Annotated in this window: 16 protein-coding genes; 10 read left to right on the plus strand and 6 right to left on the minus strand. The window is 69.3% G+C overall.

Going from position 1 to position 23,469, the window contains the following annotated elements:
• The first annotated feature begins 49 nt into the window (after positions 1-49).
• The 4 genes from FHS42_RS22230 (at position 50) to FHS42_RS22245 (ending at position 6,171) form a co-directional block, all read left to right on the plus strand.
• Complete coding sequence (locus FHS42_RS22230; protein ID WP_184574633.1) at positions 50-2,182, plus strand: ATP-binding cassette domain-containing protein; 2,133 nt, start codon at positions 50-52, stop codon at positions 2,180-2,182.
• 208 nt (positions 2,183-2,390) lie between these two features.
• A complete protein-coding gene (locus tag FHS42_RS22235) occupies positions 2,391-3,275 on the plus strand; it encodes a FadR/GntR family transcriptional regulator (RefSeq protein ID WP_184574635.1) in 885 nt (294 codons plus the stop codon).
• 360 nt (positions 3,276-3,635) lie between these two features.
• Positions 3,636-5,189 carry an RNA polymerase sigma factor gene (locus FHS42_RS22240; RefSeq protein WP_312866985.1) on the plus strand — a complete coding sequence of 518 codons (1,554 nt, stop codon included), beginning with the start codon at positions 3,636-3,638 and terminating at the stop codon, positions 5,187-5,189.
• A 136-nt stretch (positions 5,190-5,325) separates the two neighbouring features.
• Entirely contained in the window at positions 5,326-6,171 is an 846-nt protein-coding gene (locus FHS42_RS22245) for a S1 family peptidase (protein ID WP_184574639.1), read from the plus strand.
• An 87-nt stretch (positions 6,172-6,258) separates the two neighbouring features.
• On the opposite strand, the gene FHS42_RS22250 is transcribed toward FHS42_RS22245, so the two are convergent.
• On the minus strand, positions 6,259-6,495 hold the full coding sequence (locus tag FHS42_RS22250; RefSeq protein WP_184574640.1) for a DUF7455 domain-containing protein: 237 nt from the start codon (positions 6,493-6,495) through the stop codon (positions 6,259-6,261).
• Positions 6,496-6,926: 431 nt separating this feature from the next.
• Between FHS42_RS22250 and FHS42_RS22255 the strand changes: the two genes are divergently transcribed.
• Positions 6,927-9,047, plus strand: a complete 2,121-nt coding sequence (locus FHS42_RS22255; protein ID WP_184574642.1) for a DNA gyrase/topoisomerase IV subunit B — start codon at positions 6,927-6,929, stop codon at positions 9,045-9,047.
• Positions 9,048-9,363: 316 nt separating this feature from the next.
• Here FHS42_RS22255 and FHS42_RS22260 read toward each other — a convergent pair whose 3' ends face one another.
• A complete protein-coding gene (locus FHS42_RS22260; RefSeq protein WP_184574644.1) occupies positions 9,364-10,044 on the minus strand; it encodes a response regulator in 681 nt (226 codons plus the stop codon).
• Entirely contained in the window at positions 10,041-11,633 is a 1,593-nt protein-coding gene (locus FHS42_RS22265) for an ATP-binding protein (RefSeq protein WP_184574646.1), read from the minus strand. Before FHS42_RS22265 ends, FHS42_RS22260 begins: the two co-directional genes overlap by 4 nt.
• Before the next feature lie 362 nt (positions 11,634-11,995).
• Between FHS42_RS22265 and FHS42_RS22270 the strand changes: the two genes are divergently transcribed.
• Both FHS42_RS22270 and FHS42_RS22275 read left to right on the plus strand, forming a co-directional pair.
• The gene (locus FHS42_RS22270; protein ID WP_184574648.1) at positions 11,996-12,565 is read left to right on the plus strand and encodes a TetR/AcrR family transcriptional regulator; all 570 of its coding nucleotides are present in this window, start codon (positions 11,996-11,998) and stop codon (positions 12,563-12,565) included.
• A gap of 106 nt (positions 12,566-12,671) precedes the next feature.
• Positions 12,672-13,856, plus strand: coding sequence for a GDSL-type esterase/lipase family protein (locus tag FHS42_RS22275; RefSeq protein WP_184574650.1), 1,185 nt, complete (start codon positions 12,672-12,674; stop codon positions 13,854-13,856).
• A gap of 74 nt (positions 13,857-13,930) precedes the next feature.
• On the opposite strand, the gene FHS42_RS22280 is transcribed toward FHS42_RS22275, so the two are convergent.
• Both FHS42_RS22280 and FHS42_RS22285 read right to left on the minus strand, forming a co-directional pair.
• Positions 13,931-15,001 carry a ferredoxin family protein gene (locus FHS42_RS22280; RefSeq protein WP_184574652.1) on the minus strand — a complete coding sequence of 357 codons (1,071 nt, stop codon included), beginning with the start codon at positions 14,999-15,001 and terminating at the stop codon, positions 13,931-13,933.
• A 124-nt stretch (positions 15,002-15,125) separates the two neighbouring features.
• Positions 15,126-16,487: a citrate synthase gene (locus FHS42_RS22285; RefSeq protein ID WP_184574654.1), complete on the minus strand. Its 1,362-nt coding sequence runs from the start codon at positions 16,485-16,487 to the stop codon at positions 15,126-15,128.
• Positions 16,488-16,604: 117 nt separating this feature from the next.
• Here FHS42_RS22285 and FHS42_RS22290 point away from each other — a divergent pair, with 117 nt between their 5' ends.
• Positions 16,605-17,861 carry a citrate synthase/methylcitrate synthase gene (locus tag FHS42_RS22290; RefSeq protein WP_184574656.1) on the plus strand — a complete coding sequence of 419 codons (1,257 nt, stop codon included), beginning with the start codon at positions 16,605-16,607 and terminating at the stop codon, positions 17,859-17,861.
• 11 nt (positions 17,862-17,872) lie between these two features.
• Positions 17,873-19,129, plus strand: coding sequence for a CobW family GTP-binding protein (locus FHS42_RS22295; RefSeq protein WP_312866986.1), 1,257 nt, complete (start codon positions 17,873-17,875; stop codon positions 19,127-19,129).
• A gap of 172 nt (positions 19,130-19,301) precedes the next feature.
• On the opposite strand, the gene FHS42_RS22300 is transcribed toward FHS42_RS22295, so the two are convergent.
• Positions 19,302-21,755, minus strand: coding sequence for a DNA gyrase/topoisomerase IV subunit A (locus FHS42_RS22300; protein ID WP_184574658.1), 2,454 nt, complete (start codon positions 21,753-21,755; stop codon positions 19,302-19,304).
• Between the two features lie 214 nt (positions 21,756-21,969).
• On the opposite strand from FHS42_RS22300, the gene FHS42_RS22305 reads away from it, so the two are divergent.
• Positions 21,970-23,442, plus strand: a complete 1,473-nt coding sequence (locus FHS42_RS22305) for a M16 family metallopeptidase (RefSeq protein WP_246495188.1) — start codon at positions 21,970-21,972, stop codon at positions 23,440-23,442.
• Positions 23,443-23,469 lie beyond the last annotated feature (27 nt).

A 23,469-nucleotide genomic window follows, 5' to 3' on the forward strand; every position in this document is an offset into this window, starting at 1 on the left:
CCCTCGTCCCACGCGCCGCAGAGCGGTCTCACGCCCCGCGAGAGTAGCCATGATCCAGGCCATCGGGCTGACCAGCGCCCCCCGTCGCAACCAGCCGCCCGCCGTTGATGACCTCACGTTCGAAGCAGCCCCTGGCCTTGTCACCGTCCTCCTTGGAGCTCCAGGAGCGGGAAAGAGCACCGCGCTGCGCCTGCTGCTGCAATTGGAATCCGGTCGCGGCCTCGCTCTCTTTCGTGGCCGCCCCCTGCACAGCGTGCCGCACCCCTGCCGGGAGGTCGGTGTCCTCCTCGGCGATACTCCGGGCCACCCCGCCCGTACCGCACGCGGCCATCTCGCCATGCTGACGGCCGCCGCGGGGATGCCGGTGAGCCGCGCGGACGACGTGCTGGAACTCGTGGGCCTAAGCGGTCTCGCCGAACAGCGGCTCGGCGACTACTCGCGCGGGATGGACCGACGACTCGGCCTGGCTGCCGCACTCCTGGCAGACCCGTACGCACTGGTCCTCGACGAGCCCACGCACGGTCTGTCCCCCCGAGAGACAACCTGGCTGCACGGCCTGCTGCGCAGCTACGCGGCACAAGGCGGCGCCGTGCTCGTCTCGGCCCGCGAGTTCCGGGGCGTGGACCGGCTCGCTGACCGGGTGGTCAGTATCGACGGCGGGCGGTTGGTCGCCGACCAGAGCGTCACTCAGTTCGCCCGCACCAGATTGAGGCCGCGTGTCGCCGTGCGCTCTCCGCTTGCCGACCGTCTCGGCGCCCTGCTCGCCCAGGAGGCCCGCGCCACCGGCGAGCGGATCGAGGTGATCCGCGAGGGAAGTGGCCGCATCTCGGTGTATGGCAGCAGCTGTGCCGTAGTGGGCGAGGTCGCGTACCGCAACGGCATCCTCGTGCACCGGCTCGCGGACGAGGTGGGGGAAGCGAGCCACGCGGGGATGAGCTACGTGGGAGGAAGCCACGCGGCAATGAGCCACGCGGGAGGGAGCCACGCGGGAGGGAGTCACGGGGAGGTGAGCCACACCATGCCGCTCGGTCAAGCCGATGGCCGCCACAGCGCCCAGGCTCCGCCGCCGGGCCGGCCGGTCCGCCTTGCGCAGGTCGGCGCGCCATCTTCGGGCGGTCTCGATCTGGCTGGTGGGTCGCCGGGGGGTGACCCGGCTGGTTCCGTGGGCGGGGCGGCGCATGGCGTTGAGCCCGGCGGCCTCGCCCCAGTGAGCCGCAGTTCGCGCAGCGACCCCAGCGGCACGGGGCCTTTGGCCGGCTCCGCGGAGGGGACCTCTGGGGCCGCGGGCGGGGTCCCCTGGCCCACACCCGCGGACGAACCCGTCCCCGAGCCGCGGACGGCACCCGCCTCGCGTGCGCTGGCGTTGCCGCGGCTCCCCTCGCCGGGGCCGGCCTGGCCCGTGCGCTACGAGCTACGCCGTGCGACCGGAGTGAGCACCGTTTGGTACGTGCTGGCCGCGACGCTCGTCGCCTCACTCATCACCGGCGTACTGCTGGCCCGTACCGGGGACGCGGCAGCCGCGCGGGCGCTCACCGGCTGGCCGGCCGCGCTTCCGCTGCCGCCGGTGGCCATCGGCGCCGTCCTGCTTGGCGCGCTCGCCTTCGGCCAGGAGTACCGCTATCCCGCCTTGGCCCCCACCCAGGGCGCTATGCCGCGCCGACTCGCCCTACTGGCCTCGAAGCTGTTGGTCTGGTCGTGTGCCACGGCGGCGCTCGCGTTGATCGCGGCTCTGGCCAACGGGGCAGTCCTGTGGTTGCTGTTCGGCGTGGACACGATTCAGCCGCTGGACGACTGGTTCGCGCTACTGGCCGGCTGGTGTTTGCTCGCGATCGGCTGTGGTTGGGCCGGGTTGCTTGCGGCGGCGGTGTTCCGTTCCACGTCGATCGGCTTCGCGGCGGCACTGGCCGTACCGCTGCTGGGGCTTCCGTTGCTGCGGCGCACGCTCGATGAGCCGTCTTCGGGGTCGTTGGTGGGCATGCCGGACCGGATGCGTACCGCCGCGTTGGTCGAATGGCCGTCCGCATCTGACCAGGGCATGACGCTGGTCGCCCGGCTGGCCAGTGAACCGGTGGGACAGGTGATGATGTTGTCGATCTCCGTACTGCTGTGCGCCTACGTACTTACGGCGCTGCGAGGCCGACCACGCCCGGGGCGCGCGGTGCGCTGCCAGCGAGCGAAATGAGGGGCCGCGGTCGGTGTCCGCCGGTGTGTGGGCCTGGCCGGGGCGCACGAGGGCGCGTCTAGCGGTCGTGCGAACTGTGCACAACTCCGCATAGCCCGCTCACTTCTGTCCGATTGAGCGTCAATTATGAGGTAATGGGCGATCACCCTTTCGTGTGCTTTTCACCAAAGACCTTAAGGGCCTTCGGAGCGCCGCCGACAAAGGATGCGTGAGTACCCTTGCGCACACCACCACGACCGCGGCTCGCCCCGTCGATTCCGGCCTCGCAGGCTCGGGCGAGCTTGACCGCTACCCCTACGCCGAGGCCCCCGGCATCGAACGTGTCGGCCTCCCGTCCTGGGACACCGACGTAGAGCTGGGCCGAGTGGGCAGGCGGTCGGCCGGCAACCGTGGCCGCGGCCTGCACGGCCAACTCGTCCAACAACTGGGCCAGATGATCGTCTCCGGCGACCTGGGCGCCGACCGCCCGCTGGTTCCCGAGGAAATCGGCCAGCGATTCGAGGTTTCCCGCACCGTCGTGCGCGAATCGTTGCGCGTGCTGGAAGCCAAGGGCCTGGTCAGTGCCAGGCCCAACGTCGGCACCCGAGTCCGTCCGGTCAGCGACTGGAATCTGCTCGACCCGGACATCATCGAGTGGCGCGCCTTCGGGCCGCAGCGTGATGACCAGCGCCGGGAACTATGCCAGTTGCGCTGGACCATCGAACCGCTCGCCGCCCGGCTCGCCGCAGGACAGGGTCGAGAGGACGGCAAAGAGCGGCTCGCCGAGGTCGTCGAGATCATGAGCCACGCGCTGAGCCAGGGCGACGCCCTCACCTTCTCGCGGGCCGACGCTGAATTCCACACGGTGCTGCTCCAGACCGCGGGCAATCGAATGCTGGAGCACCTGGCGGGCATTGTCGCCGCTGCGCTTCAGATCTCCGGCGGACCCGTCACCGGCTGTGACCGTCCCACTGAGGCGGGTCTCGGGCAGCACCGCCGGATCGTTGATGCGGTGAGTGCGGGCGATGGTGCCGAAGCGGAGGTCGCGATGGGCCAACTGCTCATGGTCCACCCCGAGGCCGACCGTGTAGTGCCCGCGCCGCGTGAGCACTGACCGCGACCTCTGACGGGCCAGGCGCTGAGCCTCTTGCCCAGGCGTGGTGACGTCGCCGAACCCCGGCCGGCCGACCGGGGCTGACCGAAGGGTTCGGCGACGCGGCGGCTTATGTCCGTCTGGGTGCGGTTTAAGACCGCTATGGGGTGTGACTCGGGCCACGACGATTGGGCGTAACGCTCTTTGAGGCAGCGCGATGACTAAAGAGGTGGCGGGCGAAGAGGGAATACGGATGTCGTTCGCGGCGCTGTTGCCCTCTGCACCTCCACCCGCGCCGTCGGTTCATCCTTGCCGTCGGTCGTCGGCTCCGGTTCTACGAACGGGGCCGGAAGCCGTTTCCATCGTTCCGAGAGGTTGTTCGTGTCGGCCAGCACATCCCGTACGCTCCCGTCGGAGATCGCCGAATCCGAGTCTGTCATGGCGCTCATCGAGCGGGGAAAGGCTGAGGGGCAGATCGCCGGCGCCGATGTGCGTCGGGCCTTCGAGGCTGACCAGATTCCGCCAACCCAGTGGAAGAATGTTCTGCGCAGCCTCAACCAGGTCCTCGACGAGGAGGGTGTGACGCTGATGGTCAGTGCCGCAGAGGCGCCTAAGCGCACCCGCAAGAGCGTCGCAGCGAAGAGCCCCGCCAAGCGCACCGCCACCAAGACCGTCACAGCCAAGACGGTCGCCGCCAAGAAGGCCACCGCCGGGGCGACCGCCTCGGCCGATGACCGCATGGGCGAAGATTCCGAGGCGGCGACCGAGAAGAAGGCCGCCGCGAAGAAGACCGCGGCCAAGAAAACCGTGGCGAAGAAGGCGCCTGCGAAGAAGGCCACTGCGAAGAAGACCGCGGGCAAGAAGGACGCCGACGAACTGGCCGACGGCGACGAGTCGGCCGAGGAGTCGCAGACCCCGGCTGCGGGCAAGGCCGAAGGCGGCGAGGGGGAGCCCGAGAACGCGGGCTTCGTTCTCTCCGACGACGACGAGGACGATGCGCCGGCGCAGCAGGTCGCTGCCGCGGGCGCTACCGCCGACCCCGTCAAGGACTACCTGAAGCAGATCGGCAAGGTCCCCCTCCTCAACGCCGAGCAGGAGGTCGAGCTCGCCAAGCGCATTGAGGCGGGGCTGTTCGCCGAGGACAAGCTGGCCAACTCCGACAAGCTCGCCCCCAAGCTCAAGCGCGAGTTGGAGATCATCGCGGAGGATGGCCGCCGGGCCAAGAACCACCTCCTGGAGGCCAACCTGCGACTGGTGGTCTCGCTGGCCAAGCGCTACACCGGCCGCGGCATGCTCTTCCTTGACCTCATCCAAGAGGGCAACCTTGGCCTGATCCGTGCGGTCGAGAAGTTCGACTACACCAAGGGCTACAAGTTCTCCACGTATGCGACCTGGTGGATTCGCCAGGCCATCACGCGTGCCATGGCCGACCAGGCCCGCACCATCCGTATTCCGGTGCACATGGTTGAGGTCATCAATAAGTTGGCTCGCGTCCAGCGCCAGATGCTCCAGGACCTGGGCCGTGAGCCCACCCCGGAGGAGCTGGCCAAGGAGCTCGACATGACCCCTGAAAAGGTCATCGAGGTCCAGAAGTACGGCCGTGAGCCGATCTCGTTGCACACGCCGCTTGGCGAGGACGGTGACAGCGAATTCGGTGATCTGATCGAGGACTCCGAGGCTGTCGTGCCTGCTGACGCGGTCAGCTTCACGCTGCTACAGGAGCAGTTGCACTCCGTGCTTGACACGCTCAGCGAGCGTGAGGCCGGCGTGGTCTCCATGCGCTTCGGCCTCACGGACGGCCAGCCGAAGACGTTGGATGAGATCGGCAAGGTCTACGGGGTGACGCGCGAGCGCATCCGACAGATCGAGTCGAAGACCATGTCGAAGCTGCGCCACCCGTCTCGCTCCCAGGTTCTGCGGGACTACCTGGACTGATCGACAGCTACAGGCTGGAGCTTATGAGGGCCGGGATCTCTTGGTGAGGTCCCGGCCCTCATGGTGTCCGGATGCGGGGCGCGCCTGAGTGGGTGACGCTAAGCGGATAGCTCACTGCGCTTGGTCAGGAGGACGCATGCGTACTCTGCTCTCTTCGCTGTTCGCCCCGCTGCTCGCGGCGCTTGTGGCGGTACCGGTGCTGCCGGGCCCTGCCGCCGCGGACGGGGTCATCATCGGGGGCCAGCCGGTACAGACCGAGGACGCGCCCTGGGTGGTGGCCCTTGGTAGCCGTGACCGGTTCGGCGGTACGCGCTCGGGACAGTTCTGTGGTGGCGTGTTGGTCTCTCCTACGACGGTGATCACGGCGGCGCACTGCATGAGTCGCGAGGTGCTGGGCGTGGACCGTAGCGCTGTGGGGGACCTGCGGGCCATCGTCGGCAGGGGTGATCTGCGCGGTGACCTGGGTGAGGAGATCCCGCTGCGGCGAGTTTGGGCCAACCCGGACTACGACCCGACGACGAATGCCGGAGACGTCGCCGTACTCACCCTGGCTCAGGAGCAGCCCGCGGAGCGGGTCATTTCGATGGCGAAGAAGGGCGATGTGGCCTACCGGCCGGGCACCAGCGCCACGGTGTACGGCTGGGGCGACACCACGGGCACGGGTAACTACGCGGCGCAGTTGATGGCGGCCCGGGTCAAGCTGCTCAATGACAAGCGTTGCGAGGAGGCCTATCCGGGCACCGAGAACGGCACCTATGTGTCCAATTCGATGCTGTGCGCGGGGGAGCCGAGCGGTGGGCAGGACGCCTGCCAAGGGGACAGTGGCGGCCCCCTGGTGGCGCGGGGCAGGCTGGTGGGGCTGGTCTCCTGGGGGAGCGGGTGCGCCGAGCCAGGCAGCCCGGGGGTCTATACGCGCATCTCAGCGGTGGCGTCGCTGGTGGAACGGCACGCGAAGGAGCCCGATCGCGCCGCAGCACGCTGAGGAGACGAGGAGGGCGGTCGCCCCGGTGCCGGGGTGACCGCCCATCGCCGGCCTTGGCCGGTCCTCGCTCGTCGTAGGTGCGATGTGTCAGCGTTCCTCATCGGACGCGGACGCGGACGCCGGGACGGCGGTCAGCCGCTCGGTCTCGTCCTGTATTTCCGCGGCGATCTTCTTGAGTTCTGGCTCGAACTTGCGCCCGTGGTGGGCGCAAAAGAGCAGTTCGCCACCGCTTGTCAGTACGACGCGCAGATATGCCTGGGCGCCGCAACGATCGCAGCGATCAGCGGCCGTCAGCGGGCTCGCGGGGGTCAGAACAGTAGTCACGTCGCCTCTTCTCTAGCTCGACGAGCTGTCGTACCAGGGTCAACATCCAACCAGGCCGAAAACGTTCCCGTTGGTGGCTTTCCCTCGGAACTTTTTTCCGAGTCGGCTGGATGCTGACGGTTGGCGGCGAATGAGCCGTATTTCGCTGGCTTACGGTTTCACGTCGCTTGTCGGTCTTGTCCCGCCGGCTGGCTTGCCGGGTTGTTCATGAGGACGTGCCCGGAGCCTAAATGGTTCATGCCTCGTTGGGAACGTGATGTGCGCGTCACCCTATCGAGGGATCGAACGTACGAGCGACTCTCGATTAGCATGGGCGTTCTCACGGGTGGCTGCACAAAGGCTCTACCAGGCCTCTGTACGCTTCTGACCGGTGACCAGCCACCTATGTGCCCGCCGAGGGCCAGCCTGAAATTCAGCGAGGAGCGAACCGCGTGACCGCCGAGATGTCTGTGCCGACCACTGCGCTGCTGTCCGGAGCAGACCGGGGCGGCTCCAACTACACCGCGCGGCATCTGCTCGTCCTTGAAGGGCTGGAAGCGGTGCGCAAGCGCCCGGGTATGTACATCGGCTCCACGGACAGCCGTGGCCTGCTGCACTGCCTGTGGGAGATCATTGATAACTCCGTCGATGAGGCTCTCGGCGGTTACTGCGATCAGATCAACGTCGTCCTCCACGAGGACGGCTCGGTGGAGGTCCGGGACAACGGGCGCGGTATCCCCGTCGACATCGAGCCCAAGACCGGGCTGTCCGGGGTCGAGGTCGTGATGACCAAGCTCCACGCCGGCGGCAAGTTCGGCGGCGGCGCGTATGCGGCCTCCGGCGGGTTGCACGGCGTCGGTGCCTCCGTGGTCAACGCCCTCTCCGCGCGGCTCGACGTCGAGGTGGACCTGAACGGGGCCACGCACTCCATCAGCTTCCGCCGCGGGGTGCCCGGCATCTTCACCGAGTCCGGCCCTGACGCGCCCTTCGACCCGGCGAGCGGGCTGCGCAAGGTCAAGCGGGTGCCGAAGACCAGGACCGGGACGCGTGTGCGGTACTGGGCGGACCGCCAGATCTTCCTCAAGGACGCCAAGCTCTCCTTGGACACGCTGCACGCCAGGGCGCGGCAGACCGCCTTCCTCGTGCCCGGCCTGACGCTGATCGTCCGCGACGAGCGGGGCATCGAGGAGGACAAGCCGATCGAGGAGACCTTCCGATACGACGGCGGGATCAGCGAGTTCTGTGAGTACCTCGCGCAGGACAAGGCCGTGTGCGACACCGTGCGATTGACTGGGCAGGGCAGCTTCAAGGAGACCGTGCCCGTGCTCGATGACCGGGGGCATATGACGCCCACCGAGGTCACCCGCGACCTTGGCGTGGACATCGCGCTGCGCTGGGGCACCGGCTACGACACAACCGTCAAGTCCTTCGTCAACATCATCGCCACGCCCAAGGGCGGCACCCACATCTCTGGCTTCGAGCGCTCGATCACCAAGACCGTCAATGAGGCGCTGCGCTCGGCAAAGGTGCTGCGCGTCTCCGAGGACGACGTGGTCAAGGACGACGCCATGGAGGGGCTCACCGCGGTCGTTACGGTCCGTCTCGCCGAGCCCCAGTTCGAGGGCCAGACCAAAGAGGTCCTTGGCACATCGGCGGCCTCCCGGGTGGTGGCCAACGTGGTCAGCAAGGAGCTGAAGGCATTTCTCGGCTCCGCCAAGAGGGACGTCAAGCAGCAGGCCAGGGCCGTGCTGGACAAGATTGTCGCCGCCGCGCGTACCCGGATCGCCGCCCGGCAGCACAAGGACGCGCAGCGCCGTAAGACCGCCCTTGAGTCCTCCTCGCTACCCGCCAAGCTCGCCGACTGCCGCAGCGACGCGGTAGACCGAAGCGAGCTGTTCATCGTCGAGGGGGATTCGGCACTTGGCACCGCCAAGCTCGCGCGGAACTCCGAGTTCCAGGCGCTGCTGCCGATCCGCGGCAAGATCCTCAACGTGCAGAAGTCCTCCATCACGGACATGCTGAAGAACACCGAGTGCGGGGCGATCATCCAGGTCATAGGGGCGGGGTCGGGTCGCACCTTCGACATCGACCAGGCCCGCTACGGCAAGGTCATCTTCCTGGCGGACGCCGATGTGGACGGCGCGCATATCCGCTGTCTGCTCCTCACGCTCTTCCAGCGCTATATGCGCCCCATGGTCGAGCAGGGCCGCGTCTTCTCCGCTGTGCCGCCGTTGCACCGGGTCGAGCTGGTTCAGCCCAAAAAGGGCCAGGACAAGTACCTCTACACCTACTCCGACGACGAGCTGCGTCAGACGCTGCTGGAGTTGGAGCGCAAGAAGACCCGCTACAAGGACAGCATCCAGCGGTACAAGGGCCTGGGTGAGATGGATGCCGACCAGCTCGCCGAGACCACGATGGACCCGCGCTTTCGCACGCTGCGTCGGATCAACATCAGCGACCTGGAGGCCGCCGAGCGCGCCTTCGACCTGCTCATGGGGAACGAAGTGGCGCCGCGTAAGGAGTTCATCACCAGTTCGGCTGCGACGCTGGACCGGTCGCGGATCGATGCCTAACCGCGGTCGAACGGCGCTACCGGTGGCGTTGTCGGCCGCGTAGCCGCATGGCGAGATCGGCTGGGGGCGGTAGCCGGGCGGGGCGCGTGCACGGGGCAATGGCCGCTCGCCAAACAGTGCGCCGGCCCACCTCGTCGCGGTGTGCAGCGGCGGGCCAGGGGCCACCGGTGGGCCGTGCGAGGGCAAGGGCCGTCAGGCGCGCTGCGCGGGGTCCGGCGGGGCGGGCAGCCACCAGGAGGCCCAAGCTGAGGCGTCAAGGGCCCAGAGGAGCCGGAAGGCGCCATAGCGCGCGCGTGCGGGGCCGCTGGAGGGCCAGCTACGGCGTGCGCCAGATGTAGCGGTGTTCGGGGCGGCCGGTTTCCCCGTAGCGCAGGCTCAGGCGTACCCGACCGGCCCGCTCCAGGAGCTTGAGGTAGCGCTGGGCGGTCTGTCTGCTGAGCTGGGAGCGGTCGGCCACCTCCTGGGCCGATAGCGGGCCGTCAGCGGCGCGCAGGACCTGTCGCACCAGGCCTGCGGTCAGGGGCGAGTGGCCCTTGGGAAGCGCGGTGGGGCCCGCCGACGCGCCGCCGAGGGCACCGAAGATGCGGTCTACCTGGTCCTGCCCGGCCTCGTCGCCACTGGCGAGGGCGCGGCGGAGGGCGGCGTAGCCGTCGAGCTTGGCGCGTAGGCCCGCGAAAGTGAACGGTTTGACGAGGTACTGGAGGGCCCCCTGGCGCATGGCGGCCTGCACGGTGGCGATGTCGCGAGCCGCCGTCACCATGATCACGTCGGTGTGATGGCCGAGTTGCCGCAGCCGTGCGACGAGGTCAAGACCGGTCTCGTCGGGGAGGTAGTGGTCGAGGAGCACGAGATCCACCGGGGTGCGCTCCAAGAAGGCCAGGGCCTGAGCCGCGGTGTGTGCACGGCCCGCGACCGCGAAGCCGGGGATCTTGGCTACGTACGCGGCGTTGACGTCGGCCACCCGCACGTCGTCGTCCACAACCAGTACGTCGATCATCGCGACTCCTTGGTGAGTGCGTCCGGCAGGATGACGGTGAACTCCGCGCCGCCGGCCGCAGGCGCGGAGACTTTGGCGCTGCCGCCCTGTCGTTCGGCGAGGCGGCGTACCAGTGCGAGGCCGATGCCGCGCTTGCCGTGGGTGGGAGGTGCCTTGGTGGACCAGCCTTCAGTGAAGACCAGTTCGCGCTGGTCGGCGGGGATGCCAGGGCCGGTGTCCGTAACCCGGATCAGCAGGGTGCAGCCTTCCGCGCACAGTTCGATCTCCACCCAGGGGTCTTCCGCGCCGGGCGCCGCGTCCAGCGCGTTGTCCACCAGGTTGCCGACGATGGTGACCAGGCCCGGCGGGTCCACCACGCGATCGGGCAGCCAGGTGTCAGGGGAGACGCGGAGCGAGACGCTGCGTTCGGCGGCGACGGCAGCCTTGCCGACCAGCAGCGCGGCCAGCAGCGCGTCATGCACCCGCTCGGTGACCTGCTCGGCGGTGGCCCGGTGCACACCGACAACCTCGGTGATGAACTCCGCCGCGTCCTCGTACAGCCCGAGCTCCAGCAGCCCGAGCAACGTGTGCAATCGATTCGCGTGCTCATGATCTTGGGCGCGGAGTGCGTCGATCAGACCGCGGGTGCCGTCCAACTCGCGCCCGAGTCGATCCAACTCGGTGCGGTCGCGCAGCGTGGCGACGGCGCCGCCGTCATCGGTCGGCATGCGGTTGGCGACCAGTACCCGCCCATTGCTGACGATCAACAGGTTCGCCCCGGTGAACCGGCCCGCCAGGACGTCCGCGGTGCGCCCCGGTGGAAGCGCGTCGTCCAGCGGCCGTCCGGTGTCCTCTGGGCGCAGATCGAGTAGCCGCTGCGCCTCGTCGTTGACCAAACGAATCCGGCCGTGTTTGTCGAGCGCAAGCACGCCCTCGCGGATGCCATGCAGCATGGCCTCGCGTTCGGCCAGCAGTGCGGAGATATCGGAAAAGGCCAGGTCGTGGGTGCGGCGCTGCAACCTGCGAGCCACGAAGTAGGCAGCGACCGCACCCACAGCGAGGGCGCCGCCCGCATAGGCCAGCAAACCAGGCACTGCCGAAATAAGCCGATCCCTGACGTTCTCGTACGCGATACCGACCGAGACGGCCCCGACGATCTGCCCCTGTTCGTCGCGGAGCGGAACCTTGCCCCGGGCGGAACGCCCGAGCGTGCCGTGGTCGATCTCCATCAATTCCCGGCCCGCGAGCACCTCGCTCGGATCGGTGGAAACCTGCTTGCCGATCTCGCTGGGCGAGGTATGTGACCAGCGCACCCCGCGCCGATCCATGATCACGACGTATTCGGCGCCCGTGGAGCGCCGGATCTTCTCCGCCTCGGCCTGCACCGGCCCCTGCGGTGACGGGCGGGAGTGCCGCAGCTCGTCGTCGAGCTGGGGTCTTGCGGCGGTGGTCTGGGCGATGGCCAGTGCGCGGCGCATGGCCTGGTCGTCCAGTTGGGAGTTGAGCGGGGCGAGGAAGAGGCCGGTGGCGAGGGCCGTGACGCCGGTGGCGATGGCCAACTGCATGAGCAGAACCTGCGAGAAGACACGTCGGGGCCAACCGATCCGCATCCGTCCGCCTCCGTTCCGTCCCCCGTCGCCACCGCGGCCAGCCCTGGCCCGTTGTGGTGGAGCCGCCCCTTCCGATTCGTTCATGGGGACGAACGTACGGGGTACGGGTGCCGGCGCCGTGCTCTGTGAGGTTTTGGTTGTCCGTTCTAGCGTGAGCAAAAGGCGCACAACAGAGAGCGGGACGTTTCGACGTCGCACGGCCTCGCGGACCTGCGGGTGTGTGCCGAGGGGCGTGGCTCGGCCGTGGTTGAGCTGAGACACTTCACGCCTAGACGGCGTAGGGAATCATCTTCTGAGGTAAGAATTTGCCTAAAGGTCTTAGGGAGATGCAACAATCGAACCCATCGAACGGCAGGAGGGCCATGGCACGCGTAGGGCTGACCACGGAGCGTCTGACTCAAGCAGGGGCGGAACTGGCTGACGAGGTCGGCTTCGAGCAGGTGACCGTCTCGGCGCTCGCCAGACGGTTCGATGTCAAGGTCGCCAGCCTGTACTCGCACCTGAAAAGCTCGCAGGACCTCAAGAGCAACATTGCCCTGCTCGCCCTGGAAGAGCTCGCCGACCGGGGGGCCGCCGCCTTGGCGGGACGGGCCGGCAAGGACGCCCTGGTCGCCTTCGCCAACGTCTACCGCGACTACGCCAGGGAGCATCCCGGCCGCTATGCCGCAGCTCAACTGAGGCTGAGCCCCGAGGCGGCAGCCGTCAGCGCCGGCGGTAGGCACGCGCAGATGACGCGGGCGATCCTGCGCGGTTACGACCTGACGGAGCCGGATCAAACGCACGCGGTCCGACTGCTGGGCAGCGTCTTCCACGGCTACGTCAGCCTGGAGATGCGGGGAGGGTTCAGCCACAGCGCTCCGGACTCGCAGGAGAGCTGGTCGCGGGTTTTGGATGCCACCGATGCCCTCTTGCGAAGCTGGCCCGCGCCCTGAGCGGGGCTTTGCGCCAGCCGGCGGGCGTCTGAGCCGCGCGGTGTGTCGGCGCAATCGATGCGACACGTTCGGCACATGGCGAAACGTAAGCAAACGGATTGAGGACATGCCTACCAAGCACCACTGGACCACCACGCCCATCACCGCCGACATCCTGCGCGGCGCCCTCGATACGGAGCGCACCGCGAACGGTGTGCTGCCGCACCGGCTGCCCGCCTCGGCCCGTGCCCAATGCACCGATGGGCAGCTCGCCATGGTGGAGGCGCAGCCCTCCGGTGTACGACTGGTCTTTCGTACGCGGGCCACCGCCGTGGAACTGGACGCGCTGGCCACCAAGCGGGTCTACAGGGGCGCCCCGCCGCGTCCGGACGGCGTGTACGAGCTACTTATCGACGGCCGCCTGGCCGGCCAGGCCAGCGCGGTTGGCGGCAACACCCTCACCATCGACATGACCGCCGGGACCGCCGAGCAGCAGCCCGGTGCGCCCGACACCCTCCGCTTTCCCGACCTGCCTCACGGTGTCAAGACCGTCGAGATCTGGTTGCCCCACAACGAGGCCACCGAGCTCGTCGCTCTACGCACCGACGCCCCCATCGAGGCCGTGCCGCCGGGCGGTCGCCGGGTGTGGTTGCACCACGGCAGTTCGATCAGTCAGGGTTCCAACGCCGCGAGCCCCACCACCACCTGGCCCGCGCTCGCCGCCTCACTCGGCCGCGTGGAACTGATCAACCTGGGCCTGGGCGGCGGGGCCCTGCTCGACCCGTTCATCGCCCGCGCGATGCGGGACACCCCCGCCGACGTGATCAGCATCAAGATGGGCATCAATGTGGTCAATGCTGATCTGATGCGTCTACGCGCCTTCGGCCCCGCTGTCCATGGCTTCCTCGACACCATCCGCGACGGTCATCCCGCCGCACCCTTGCTGGTTGTCTCACCCCTCATGTGCCCGATTCACGAAGACACACCGGGCCCCGCAGCCCCGGACTTCACCACGCTTCACACCGGGCAACTGGCGTTTCGGGCCACGGGCGATCCGGCGGAACGCGCGAGCGGGAAGTTGACCCTGCGGGTCATCCGGGACGAGCTGGCTCGGATCGTGACGCAACGGGCGACCGAGGACTCGAACCTGTACTACCTCGACGGCCGCGACCTCTACGGTGCGGCCGACTTCGACGAACTGCCGTTGCCTGACCAGCTCCATCCGGACGCCGCAGCCCACCGCCGTATCGGCAAACGCTTCGCCACCGCGGCCTTCACCGCCAACGGTCCTTTCGCGGATCGCAGCTCCTGACGCCGGTTGCCCAGCACGCCACTCACGGTCGCTAGACCGGGGCCCCGGGGAGGTAAGGCGGGTGCTGCGGAAGGCTAGGCGGGGGGTAGCGGTGTCACGGAGATGACCCGCAGATGGGCCGGGGTGCCGAGCGCGGCTCCGCAACTTTCCGGGCGGGGTGGTTCCGAGGCGCCCTGAGCGAGGATGACCCGCCAGGCGCGCCCGTCGTAGTGCGTGACGCTCACGGCCCAGCCGGTGTCTGGTCCGCCGGCTTTCTGTCCGTGGGGCACGGGCTTCGCCACGACCTCGGAGACCGCCAGCACATCGGCCAGGACCTCGCCAGTGAATCGGCGTACCGCCAGGTCGGCGGCCTGGCCCGGGCGGTCCCAGGCCGAGCGGCCCCGTGCGCCCTCGATGGTGATCCGGCCGCGCCGCGCTGCGGAGAGGACCTCCTTGACGGAGTGGGTGGTGGCCCGGCCGTAGGCGTACCCGTACGGCAGTACGAGCAGCGTCGGCGAGAAGCGGTGGCCGCCGATGTGGGTGATCTCCCAGACGTCGGTTGCACCGCCCATGGCGGCCAGTTCGGCGACGAGCGGGCGGCCGAGCAGGGCACAGCAGCGGTCGCGCTTTCCGTTGGTGCAGACGAAGGCGAGGGGCTCGCCCTCGTACGGCTCCCAATGCGGCGGGGGCGCGGAGAGGTCGGCCGGGGGCGCGATGAGGGTGCCCGTGCGCGGGGTGGGCTGTGTGGGCTGTGTGGGCTGTGCTGCCCATGGGGCGAACGGGCGCTGGGTGGCCAGCGGCAGTGCGCGTACATCGCCCGCCCCCAGGGCCGCGAAGTCCAGTGTGAGCAGTGCGGCTGGGTCGGTGACCAGCGTCGTTCGCATCCAGGAGCGGCCGGGCACGGTGTGCGCCGCGAACACCCGCTGCCGGGTGGGGCGGCGGCGGTCCGCATGGCGCCCCGGTCGCCGGATGAGAGCGATCCGTACGCCGGTGCCATCGGCCGCCCGTTCCAGCGCCCGGCCGACGTCGGGGTCGAGGTGGCTGGAGGTGACAGCCTTGGCGCCCCATGGGCCGGTCTGTTCGATCAGAAGCCAGGTGCGGGCGGTGGCCGCGGTACCCGCGAGGGGCTCGGCCAGTTCCCGCGAACTGGTCGCACAGGTGCTCACACAGGTGAGCCTAACCTGATCTTCGGCCGCAGCGGGGTGGAGCAGGGCCCGGTGTCCGCTGTGTCAGCAGCGGTGTTGCCGGCGAAGGCCGCGCCGCGGGGCGGTGCCCTTGGGGTGCGGTTCCTCACGGCACTGGCTGCGGTGGTTTCGGCCCCCGGTACTGGCCGCTGGGGCGCATACGGAGGGGGCGTTCGGCGTACTCCTCCAGCGCATGGGCGATCCAGCCAGCCACTCTGCCCACAGCGAACATCGTCTCTCCGGCCTCGGTCGGCATTCCGGACGATACGGTCAGCACCGCGAGGGCGAGGTCCACGTTGGCATGGAGTTCGGTGCGGTGGGCCGCCGTCGCCTCGACCTCGCGCGCGGCAGCCAGCGCATCGGCTGCTCCTGGCACGTCCGCGAGCAGCCCGAAGAGCGCCTGGGCCCGCGGGTCCTGGGCCGGATAGATCCGGTGCCCGAGGCCGGGCACCCGGCCCCCCGCGCGCAACTGGTCCGCCACGACTGCCGCCGCGCTGCCGCGGTCCAACGCCTCCGTCAGCATGCGGTGCGCGAGCCCGCTGGCCGCGCCGTGCAGCGGCCCATCCGCCGCGCCGAGCCCGGCGGACACCGCCGCGTACGGATGGGCCCGCGCCGAGGCGGCCACGCGTACGGCCAGCGTGGAGGCGGCGAGGTCATGGTCGATGAGGAGGACGAGTGCCGTTTGCAGCACCCGTAGCGCGGCGGGTTCCGCGCGGTGCGGCGAGAGCCGCGCCCAAAGCTGCTCGGCGATGCTGAGCGGGCTGGCGGGCTCGTTCGCGTTGTTGTAGCTGCTGCTGCCGGTGCCGGTGCCGCTGTTGCCGCCGGCGTGACTCGGGTCGCGCCGTGGCGGCTCGCTTTGTCCCGGCGCGTACGGCAGGGCGTCCACCAGCGTCGCGATCAAAGCGCGGGCGCTGGCGAGCACCGTTACCTCGGTGAGGTCGAAGCGCAGCGGGTCAGCCGCTGCGGCGGCGATGGCTGCGACGCGTAGTCCGTCCATCGGGCCGCTGTGCGCAGGGAGCGCGGACACCGCACGGCGTGCCGCTGCCCGGGTCGCCTCCGGCGCGGTGAACCGGATGCCGGGCCGCATCCGCCCGGTCCACAGCCACTCGGCGGTCTCCTCGTAGCCATGGCGCCGGGCGAGGGCGGTGGCATCGACGCCCCGGTAGTAGTAGCGGTCCCGGTCGATGAGGGTGATGCCGGTGTGCACGGTGGTACCCCCTGGGGCCTGGTGGCCCGGTGACTGCACCGCCGCCTCGCGCCTGCCGCGCCGCAGCAGGGCTTCGACCTCGCCGGCGTCGAAGGTGCTGCCCCGACCGCCCGGGGTGCGGCGGCTGGTGAGCTGGCCGCGGCTGACGTACGCGTACACCGTCTCGGGCTTGACGCCGAGCCGATCGGCCGCCTCGCGCGTGGTCAGTCGCCGCTCGCCGAGGCCAGTTTCCGCTTCGGTGCCCGATTCCGTATCCGCCATGCACGCCACCGTATCCACGCTGATGAGGCTCGAAGAACATTGATTGAATCAATGTTGACAGCTAATTCGTCAATCATAGACAGTCGCATCAATATGGGAAGGGAAACGGAGATGCCGATGCAGGAGACCAAGAAGTCCCAGGAGCCACACGAGTCCCAGCCTCAGTCACACGAACCCCAAAAACCGCAGCACACCGGAGGCGACCAGGAGCGCCAGCGAGCCGGGCTAAGCGGCGGGCCGGTCGATGTTCCACGTGGACTGGCGGGAGTCGTGGTGACCGAGACCGCGCTTGGTGATGTGCGCGGGCGGGAGGGCTTCTACCACTACCGCCAATACTCGGCCGTGGAACTCGCCGAGAGCCGCACCTTCGAGGACGTCTGGCATCTGCTGTTCCACGGTGAGCTGCCCAATGCCACGGAGCGCGCCGCGTTCGCCGCCGAGACCACCGCCCTGCGGCGGCTGCCCGATGCGGTACGCGCTGCGCTACCTGATATCGCCCGCGCCAGCGCGCGCTCGGGGCCGCTCGCCGGTTTGCGCACCGCGCTCTCGTTGCTGGGCGCGTCCGCTGGGCTGCGCCCGCTGTACGACATCGACCCCGAGTGCCGCCGCGCGGACGCCCTGGCGGCGTGCGCCGCCGTCCCGACGCTGCTCACCGCGCTGCACCGGCTCGGCGATGGCCTGGAGCCGGTCGAACCGCGCGACGATCTGCCGTACGCCGCCAACTATCTGTACATGTTGACCGGTTTCGAGCCGGACCCGAAGCGGGCGCGCGCCATTGAGCGGTACCTGATCTCCACCATCGATCACGGCTTCAACGCGTCCACGTTCACCGCCCGCGTGATCGCCTCCACCGGAGCCGACCTCGCCGCCTGCCTGGTGGGCGCGATCGGCGCGCTGTCGGGGCCGCTGCACGGCGGTGCGCCAAGCCGGGCCCTGGACACCCTCGACGCCATCGGCACCTGCGACCGCATCGACGCCTGGATCAGGGAACGGGTGCTGGCGGGGGAGCGGATCATGGGCTTCGGGCACCCCGTCTACCGCACCGAGGACCCACGCTCGCGGATGCTGCGCGGCATCGCGCAGGGGTTCGGCGGCCCGCTGGTGGACTTCGCCGTACAGGTGGAGGCGCAGGTCGAGGCGATACTCGCGGAGCTGAAGCCCGGCCGAGAGTTGCACACCAATGTCGAGTTCTACGCCGGTGTCGTCATGGAGCTCTGCGGGCTGCCGCGATCCATGTTTACCCCCACCTTTGCCGCGGCGCGAGTGGTTGGCTGGAGCGCCAATATCCTGGAGCAGGCGGCGGACTCGAAGATCATCCGTCCGGCGGCCCGTTATGTGGGGCCGCCACCGCCGCAACCTGTGCCCGTCGTCTGAGAGGTCCCCCGTTGAGTGAGCAGCAGATCCCGGTCGTCGTCCTCGCGGGCTTTTTGGGGTCGGGCAAGACCACGGTGCTCAACCATCTGCTGCGGCGCAGCGCCGATACCAGAATCGGCGTCATCGTCAACGATTTCGGCTCCATCGAGATCGATGCCATGAGCGTGTCGGGGCAGGTCGGATCGACCGTCTCACTCGGAAACGGCTGTCTGTGCTGCGTCGTTGACGTCAGCGAACTCGACGGTTACCTGGACGCCCTCACCGCGCCCGCCGCTCGCCTCGATGTCATCGTCATCGAGGCGAGCGGGCTCGCCGAGCCGCAAGAACTCGTGCGCATGGTCTTGGCCAGCGACAACCAGCGTGTCGTCTATGGCGGGTTGGTCGAGGTCGTCGATGCCGCCGAGTTCGCGGCCACCCGCGCTCGTCACCCCGAGATCGACCGCCATCTGGCCATCGCCGACCTGGTGGTGTTGAACAAGACCGACCGGGTGCCCGCGGCCGACCTCAAGGCGACCTGGGACACGCTCGCCGAACTGAGCGCGGGCACCGCGGTCATCGAGGCAGAATTCGGGCGCATCGACCCCGAGTTGCTCTTCGACTGCCGCCCCCGTGACGAGCGGGCCGCCCGGCAACTCTCCTTCGAAGACCTCCGCGCAGAGCTCGGCGTCGCCGAAGACGAGGGCGTCCACGGGGGGCACCTGCACGCGGCGTACGAGAGCCTCGCGTTCACCTCCCAGGTGCCGATGGACCCGCGACGGCTGATGGACTTCCTCGACTCCCGGCCAGAAGGGCTCTACCGGATCAAGGGCTTCATCGACTTCGGGGTCGCCGATCCACGCAACAGGTACGCGCTGCACGCAGTCGGGCGGTTTCTGCGCTTTTATCCGGAGCCCTGGCCGCGGGCCACCCCCCGGCTGACTCAGCTCGTCCTGATCGGCTCGGGGCTCGACGCCCCTGCGCTACAGCAGCAGCTCTCGACCTGCCGGGTAAGCGGCGAGCCGGCCACGACGGGGGAGGGCGCGCCACTGCTACCCGAGGTGACGACGCCGCGGGAGGCCACCGCTCCTCGGGACGGCGCGGTTCACAGTGCGCCGGCGCTCGCCGCGGACCCCGCGCCCGTTGAGCCGGCCTGCGACGAGCCGGCCTTCGATGGGCTGGCCTGCGACGAGCCGACGTCCGACGTGTCGCAGGGTGCGGCCGTGGCGCGGAGCATGTGGGGCGTACTGCGGTACGTACAGCATCAGGACCGGGAACAGGACGAGGAGTAGCACCGGGCCGCCACTGCCTTCGTTCGCCCGCATCCCCCCCGCATCGCCCCCGGGCGATCCCGTACGGCACCGCGTACGGCATCCCGGCTGGCCAGCCGGGTGACCGAACGGGATGCCGTACGGAGCGGTCACCCGGCCGAAGCGCCCCGTTGCCGAGGCGCCCGTCTTGCTGTTACGTCACCGGGCCCGCGATCGCCGCCACCGGCGTGTCCAGCGCGATGCCGGAGCCGTCGCGGCGCGGGTCGGGCTCGGGCAGCGGCACCGGCGTGCCGCTCTTGGCGGCAGCGCGGGGCGGCGCCACCCCCGCCCAGGCCATGACCAGGCAACTCTCACCCTTCAGGAACCGCTGGCAGCGCACTCCGCCGGTGGCCCTGCCCTTGCGCGGGTACTGGTCGAACGGAGTGAGCTTGGCCGCCTGCATCGAGTCATCGAGCGTGTCCTGTGCTCCGGCCACCGTGAACACCATGGCGTCGGCCGCCGGGTCCACCGCGTTGAAGGACAGCGCCTTCGCGCCCGCGGCCAACTTCACCCCCGTCATGCCGCCCGCGGCCCGGCCCTGCGGGCGTACCTGCGCCGCCGGGTAGCGCAGCAACTGGGCGTCGTCGGTGATGAAGACCAGGTCCTCGTCGCCGGTGCGCAACTCCGCAGCGCCGACGATCTCGTCCCCCTCGCGCAGCGTGATGACCTCCAACTCCTCCTTGTTCGCCGGATAGTCGGGCACCACCCGCTTCACCACCCCGTGCGCCGTACCGAGCGCTAGGCCGGGCGACGACTCGTCCAGCGTGGTCAAACACATCACACGTTCCCCCTCCGCCAGCGAGAGGAACTCCGTCAGCGGCGCCCCACCCGAGACATTGGGCGCCGCTGCCGTATCGGGCAGCGTCGGCAGGTCGATCACCGAGATGCGCAGCAGTCGTCCAGTAGAGGTCACCACGCCCACATCGGCGCGCGCCGTGGCGGGCACCGTGGAGATGATCACGTCGTGCTTGGCGCGCCCTGCCTCGCCGTCATCCACCGGCGGCTCGCCGGAGGCCGTACGGGCCAACAGCCCGGTGGAGGACAGCAGAACCCGGCACGGGTCGTCGGGGACCTCAAGCGGCACCGATGCCACCGTGGCGCCCGCCGACGCCAGGAGAACCGTGCGCCGATCGGTGCCGAACTTCTTCGCCACCGTCGCCAGTTCGCCTGACACCAGCTTTCGCAGCTCCGCGTCCGAGTCCAAAATGCGGGTCAGCTCGGCGATCTCCTGGGCGAGACGGTCCTGCTCGGCCTCCAGCTCGATCCGGTCGAACTTGGTCAGCCGGCGCAGCGGAGTGTCGAGGATGTACTGCGTCTGCGTGTCGGAGAGGGAGAAGCGGGCGATCAGGGATTCCTTGGCCTGCGCCGCGTTCTCACTCGATCGAATGATTCGGATGACCTCGTCGATGTCGAGCAGCGCCGTGAGGAGGCCCTCGACCAGGTGCAAGCGGTCCTGCCGCTTGCTGCGTCGGAACTCGCTGCGCCGGCGCACCACCTCGAAGCGGTGGTCGAGATAGACCTCAAGGAGTTCCTTGAGGCCCAGCGTCAGCGGCTGGCCGTCCACCAGGGCGACGTTGTTGATGCCGAAGGACTCCTCCATCGGCGTCAGCTTGTACAACTGCTCAAGGACGGCCTCCGGGTTGAAGCCGTTCTTCACCTCGATGACCAGCCGCAACCCGTGCGCACGGTCGGTGAGGTCCTTGACGTCGGCGATGCCCTGGAGCTTCTTCGACCCGACCAGGTCCTTGATCTTGGCGATGACCTTCTCGGGGCCGACCGCGAAGGGAAGTTCCGTGACGACCAGACCCTTGCGACGCGGCGAGACGTCATCCACGGTCACCGTGGCACGGATCTTGAACGTGCCACGCCCGCTCTCGTACGCATCCCGAACGCCCGCGAGCCCGACGATCCGGCCGCCGGTCGGCAGGTCGGGGCCCGGCACGAAGCGCATCAGGGTGTCGAGGTCGGCGCCCGGGTGCTTGATCAGGTGCCGGGCGGCGGCGATGACCTCGCCGAGATTGTGCGGCGGCATGTTCGTCGCCATCCCGACCGCGATCCCGGACGAGCCGTTGACCAGCAGGTTCGGATAGGCGGCAGGCAGCGCCACCGGCTCGCGCTCGCTGCCGTCGTAGTTGGGGTTGAAATCGACCGTGTCCTCGTCGATGGACTCGGTCATCAGCGATGTCGCCGAGGCCATCCGGCACTCGGTGTACCGCATGGCGGCGGGCGGGTCATCGTTGCCGAGCGAGCCGAAGTTGCCGTGCCCATCGACCAGCGGCAGCCGCATCGAGAACGGTTGCGCCATGCGCACCAAGGCGTCGTAGATGGACGCGTCACCGTGCGGGTGGAGCTTGCCCATCACCTCGCCAACGACTCGGGCGCACTTGACGTAGCCGCGCTCAGGGCGCAGCCCCATGTCGTTCATCTGGTAGAGGATGCGGCGGTGCACGGGCTTGAGCCCGTCCCTGGCGTCGGGCAGCGCGCGCGAGTAGATGACCGAGTAGGCGTATTCCAGGAAGGAGCCCTGCATCTCATCGACGACGTCGATGTCGAGGATGCGCTCCTCGAACTCCTCTGGAGGCGGGGTCTTCGTGCTGCGGCGGGCCATCGCGGCTGCGGCTCCTTCGACTGCCGGTGCGAGTGCTGACGCCGACCATTGTGGACCGCCGCACTGACAACGCTGACCACGACCCGGCTCCTAGCCGCCTGTGGCCCCGCCGCGCGAGGGGCCTTCGCCGGGAACTTCGCCAGATGTCAGCGCGCTTGCATACAGTGACAGCACTGCTCAATCCGCGATAGATCGCGCGATCGAAGGGACGTACATGCCCATGGGTCACACGGCCACGCAACAGGCCGGTTCCGGCGGCCTGACAGCGACCGAACACCGCCTGGCGAACGGTCTGCGTGTGGTGCTCTCCGAGGACCACCTGACCCCGGTCGCCGCGGTCTGCCTTTGGTACGACGTTGGCTCGCGCCACGAAGTCAAGGGGCGTACGGGCCTCGCTCACCTCTTTGAGCACCTGATGTTCCAGGGTTCGAAGCAGGTCGCTGGCAACGGGCACTTCGAGCTGGTGCAGGGCGCGGGTGGCTCGCTGAACGGCACCACCAGCTTCGAGCGCACCAACTACTTCGAGACCATGCCCACCCACCAGGTGGAGCTGGCGCTGTGGCTGGAAGCCGACCGGATGGGATCGCTGCTCTCCGCGCTCGATGAGGAGAGCATGGAAAACCAGCGGGACGTGGTGAAGAACGAGCGTCGCCAGCGCTACGACAACGTCCCCTACGGAACCGCCTTTGAGCGGCTGACCGCGATGGCCTACCCCGAGGGCCACCCGTACCACCACACCCCGATCGGTTCGATGGCCGACCTGGACGCGGCCTCCCTGGAGGACGCGCAACACTTCTTCCGTACGTACTACGCGCCGAACAACGCGGTGCTCGCGGTCGTCGGCGACATCGACCCCGAGCAGACCCTGGCCTGGGTCGAGAAATACTTCGGCACCATCCCCTCGCATGATGGCAAGCCGACGCCGCGCGACGGCTCGCTGCCCGACATCATCGGCGAGGAGGTCCGCGAGGAGGTCCGCGAGGAGGTGCCGGCCCGCGCGCTGATGGCCACCTATCGGCTGCCGCACGACGGCACGCGCGAGGCGGACGCCGCAGACCTCGCGTTGACCGTGCTCGGCGGCGGCGAGTCATCGCGGCTGCACAACCGGTTGGTGCGGCGCGACCGGACGGCCGTGGCGGCCGGCTTTGGGCTGCTGCGGCTGGCCGGTGCGCCCTCGCTCGGCTGGCTGGATGTGAAGACCTCCGGCGGCGTGGAGGTGCCCGCCATCGAGGCCGCCGTGGACGAGGAGCTCGCCCGCTTCGCGGCCGAGGGCCCGAGTCCGGAGGAGATGGAGCGGGCGCAGGCGCAGTTGGAGCGCGAGTGGCTGGACCGACTGGCCACGGTCGGCGGCCGGGCTGATGAACTGTGCCGGTACGCGGTGCTGTTCGGCGACCCGCAGCTCGCGTTGAGCGCGGTGAGTCGGGTTCTCGACATCTCCGCCGAAGAGGTGCAGGCCGCCGCCGCGGCTCGGCTGCGCCCCGACAACCGGGCGGTGCTCGTCTACGAGCCGATCGAGCCGGCGGAGGCTGCCGAGACCGATGAAGGCGCCGCGCCGACCGAGCCGACCGACGTCGTGCAGGCGGCCCCAGCCAGCACAGCCAGCACAGGCAGCACAGCCAGCGCAGACACCCTGGCCAACGCAACCAGCGCAGAGATCGCAGAGACCGAAGAAGGGGCCGACCGGTGAGCGACGCCGCAGCCACGACCGTGACGC

This window comes from Streptomyces zagrosensis (assembly GCF_014203645.1).
Lineage (GTDB): Bacteria > Actinomycetota > Actinomycetes > Streptomycetales > Streptomycetaceae > Streptomyces > Streptomyces zagrosensis.

What these genes read in the sequence shown, in the direction of transcription:
- FHS42_RS22270 (WP_184574648.1), top strand. Translation starts at nt 11,996, where the DNA reads ATGGCACGCGTAGGGCTGACCACGGAGCGTCTGACTCAAGCAGGGGCG.
- FHS42_RS22260 (WP_184574644.1), bottom strand. Translation starts at nt 10,044, where the DNA reads ATGATCGACGTACTGGTTGTGGACGACGACGTGCGGGTGGCCGACGTC.
- FHS42_RS22290 (WP_184574656.1), top strand. Translation starts at nt 16,605, where the DNA reads ATGCAGGAGACCAAGAAGTCCCAGGAGCCACACGAGTCCCAGCCTCAG.
- FHS42_RS22230 (WP_184574633.1), top strand. Translation starts at nt 50, where the DNA reads ATGATCCAGGCCATCGGGCTGACCAGCGCCCCCCGTCGCAACCAGCCG.
- FHS42_RS22265 (WP_184574646.1), bottom strand. Translation starts at nt 11,633, where the DNA reads ATGCGGATCGGTTGGCCCCGACGTGTCTTCTCGCAGGTTCTGCTCATG.
- FHS42_RS22305 (WP_246495188.1), top strand. Translation starts at nt 21,970, where the DNA reads ATGCCCATGGGTCACACGGCCACGCAACAGGCCGGTTCCGGCGGCCTG.
- FHS42_RS22245 (WP_184574639.1), top strand. Translation starts at nt 5,326, where the DNA reads ATGCGTACTCTGCTCTCTTCGCTGTTCGCCCCGCTGCTCGCGGCGCTT.
- FHS42_RS22300 (WP_184574658.1), bottom strand. Translation starts at nt 21,755, where the DNA reads ATGGCCCGCCGCAGCACGAAGACCCCGCCTCCAGAGGAGTTCGAGGAG.
- FHS42_RS22275 (WP_184574650.1), top strand. Translation starts at nt 12,672, where the DNA reads ATGCCTACCAAGCACCACTGGACCACCACGCCCATCACCGCCGACATC.
- FHS42_RS22285 (WP_184574654.1), bottom strand. Translation starts at nt 16,487, where the DNA reads ATGGCGGATACGGAATCGGGCACCGAAGCGGAAACTGGCCTCGGCGAG.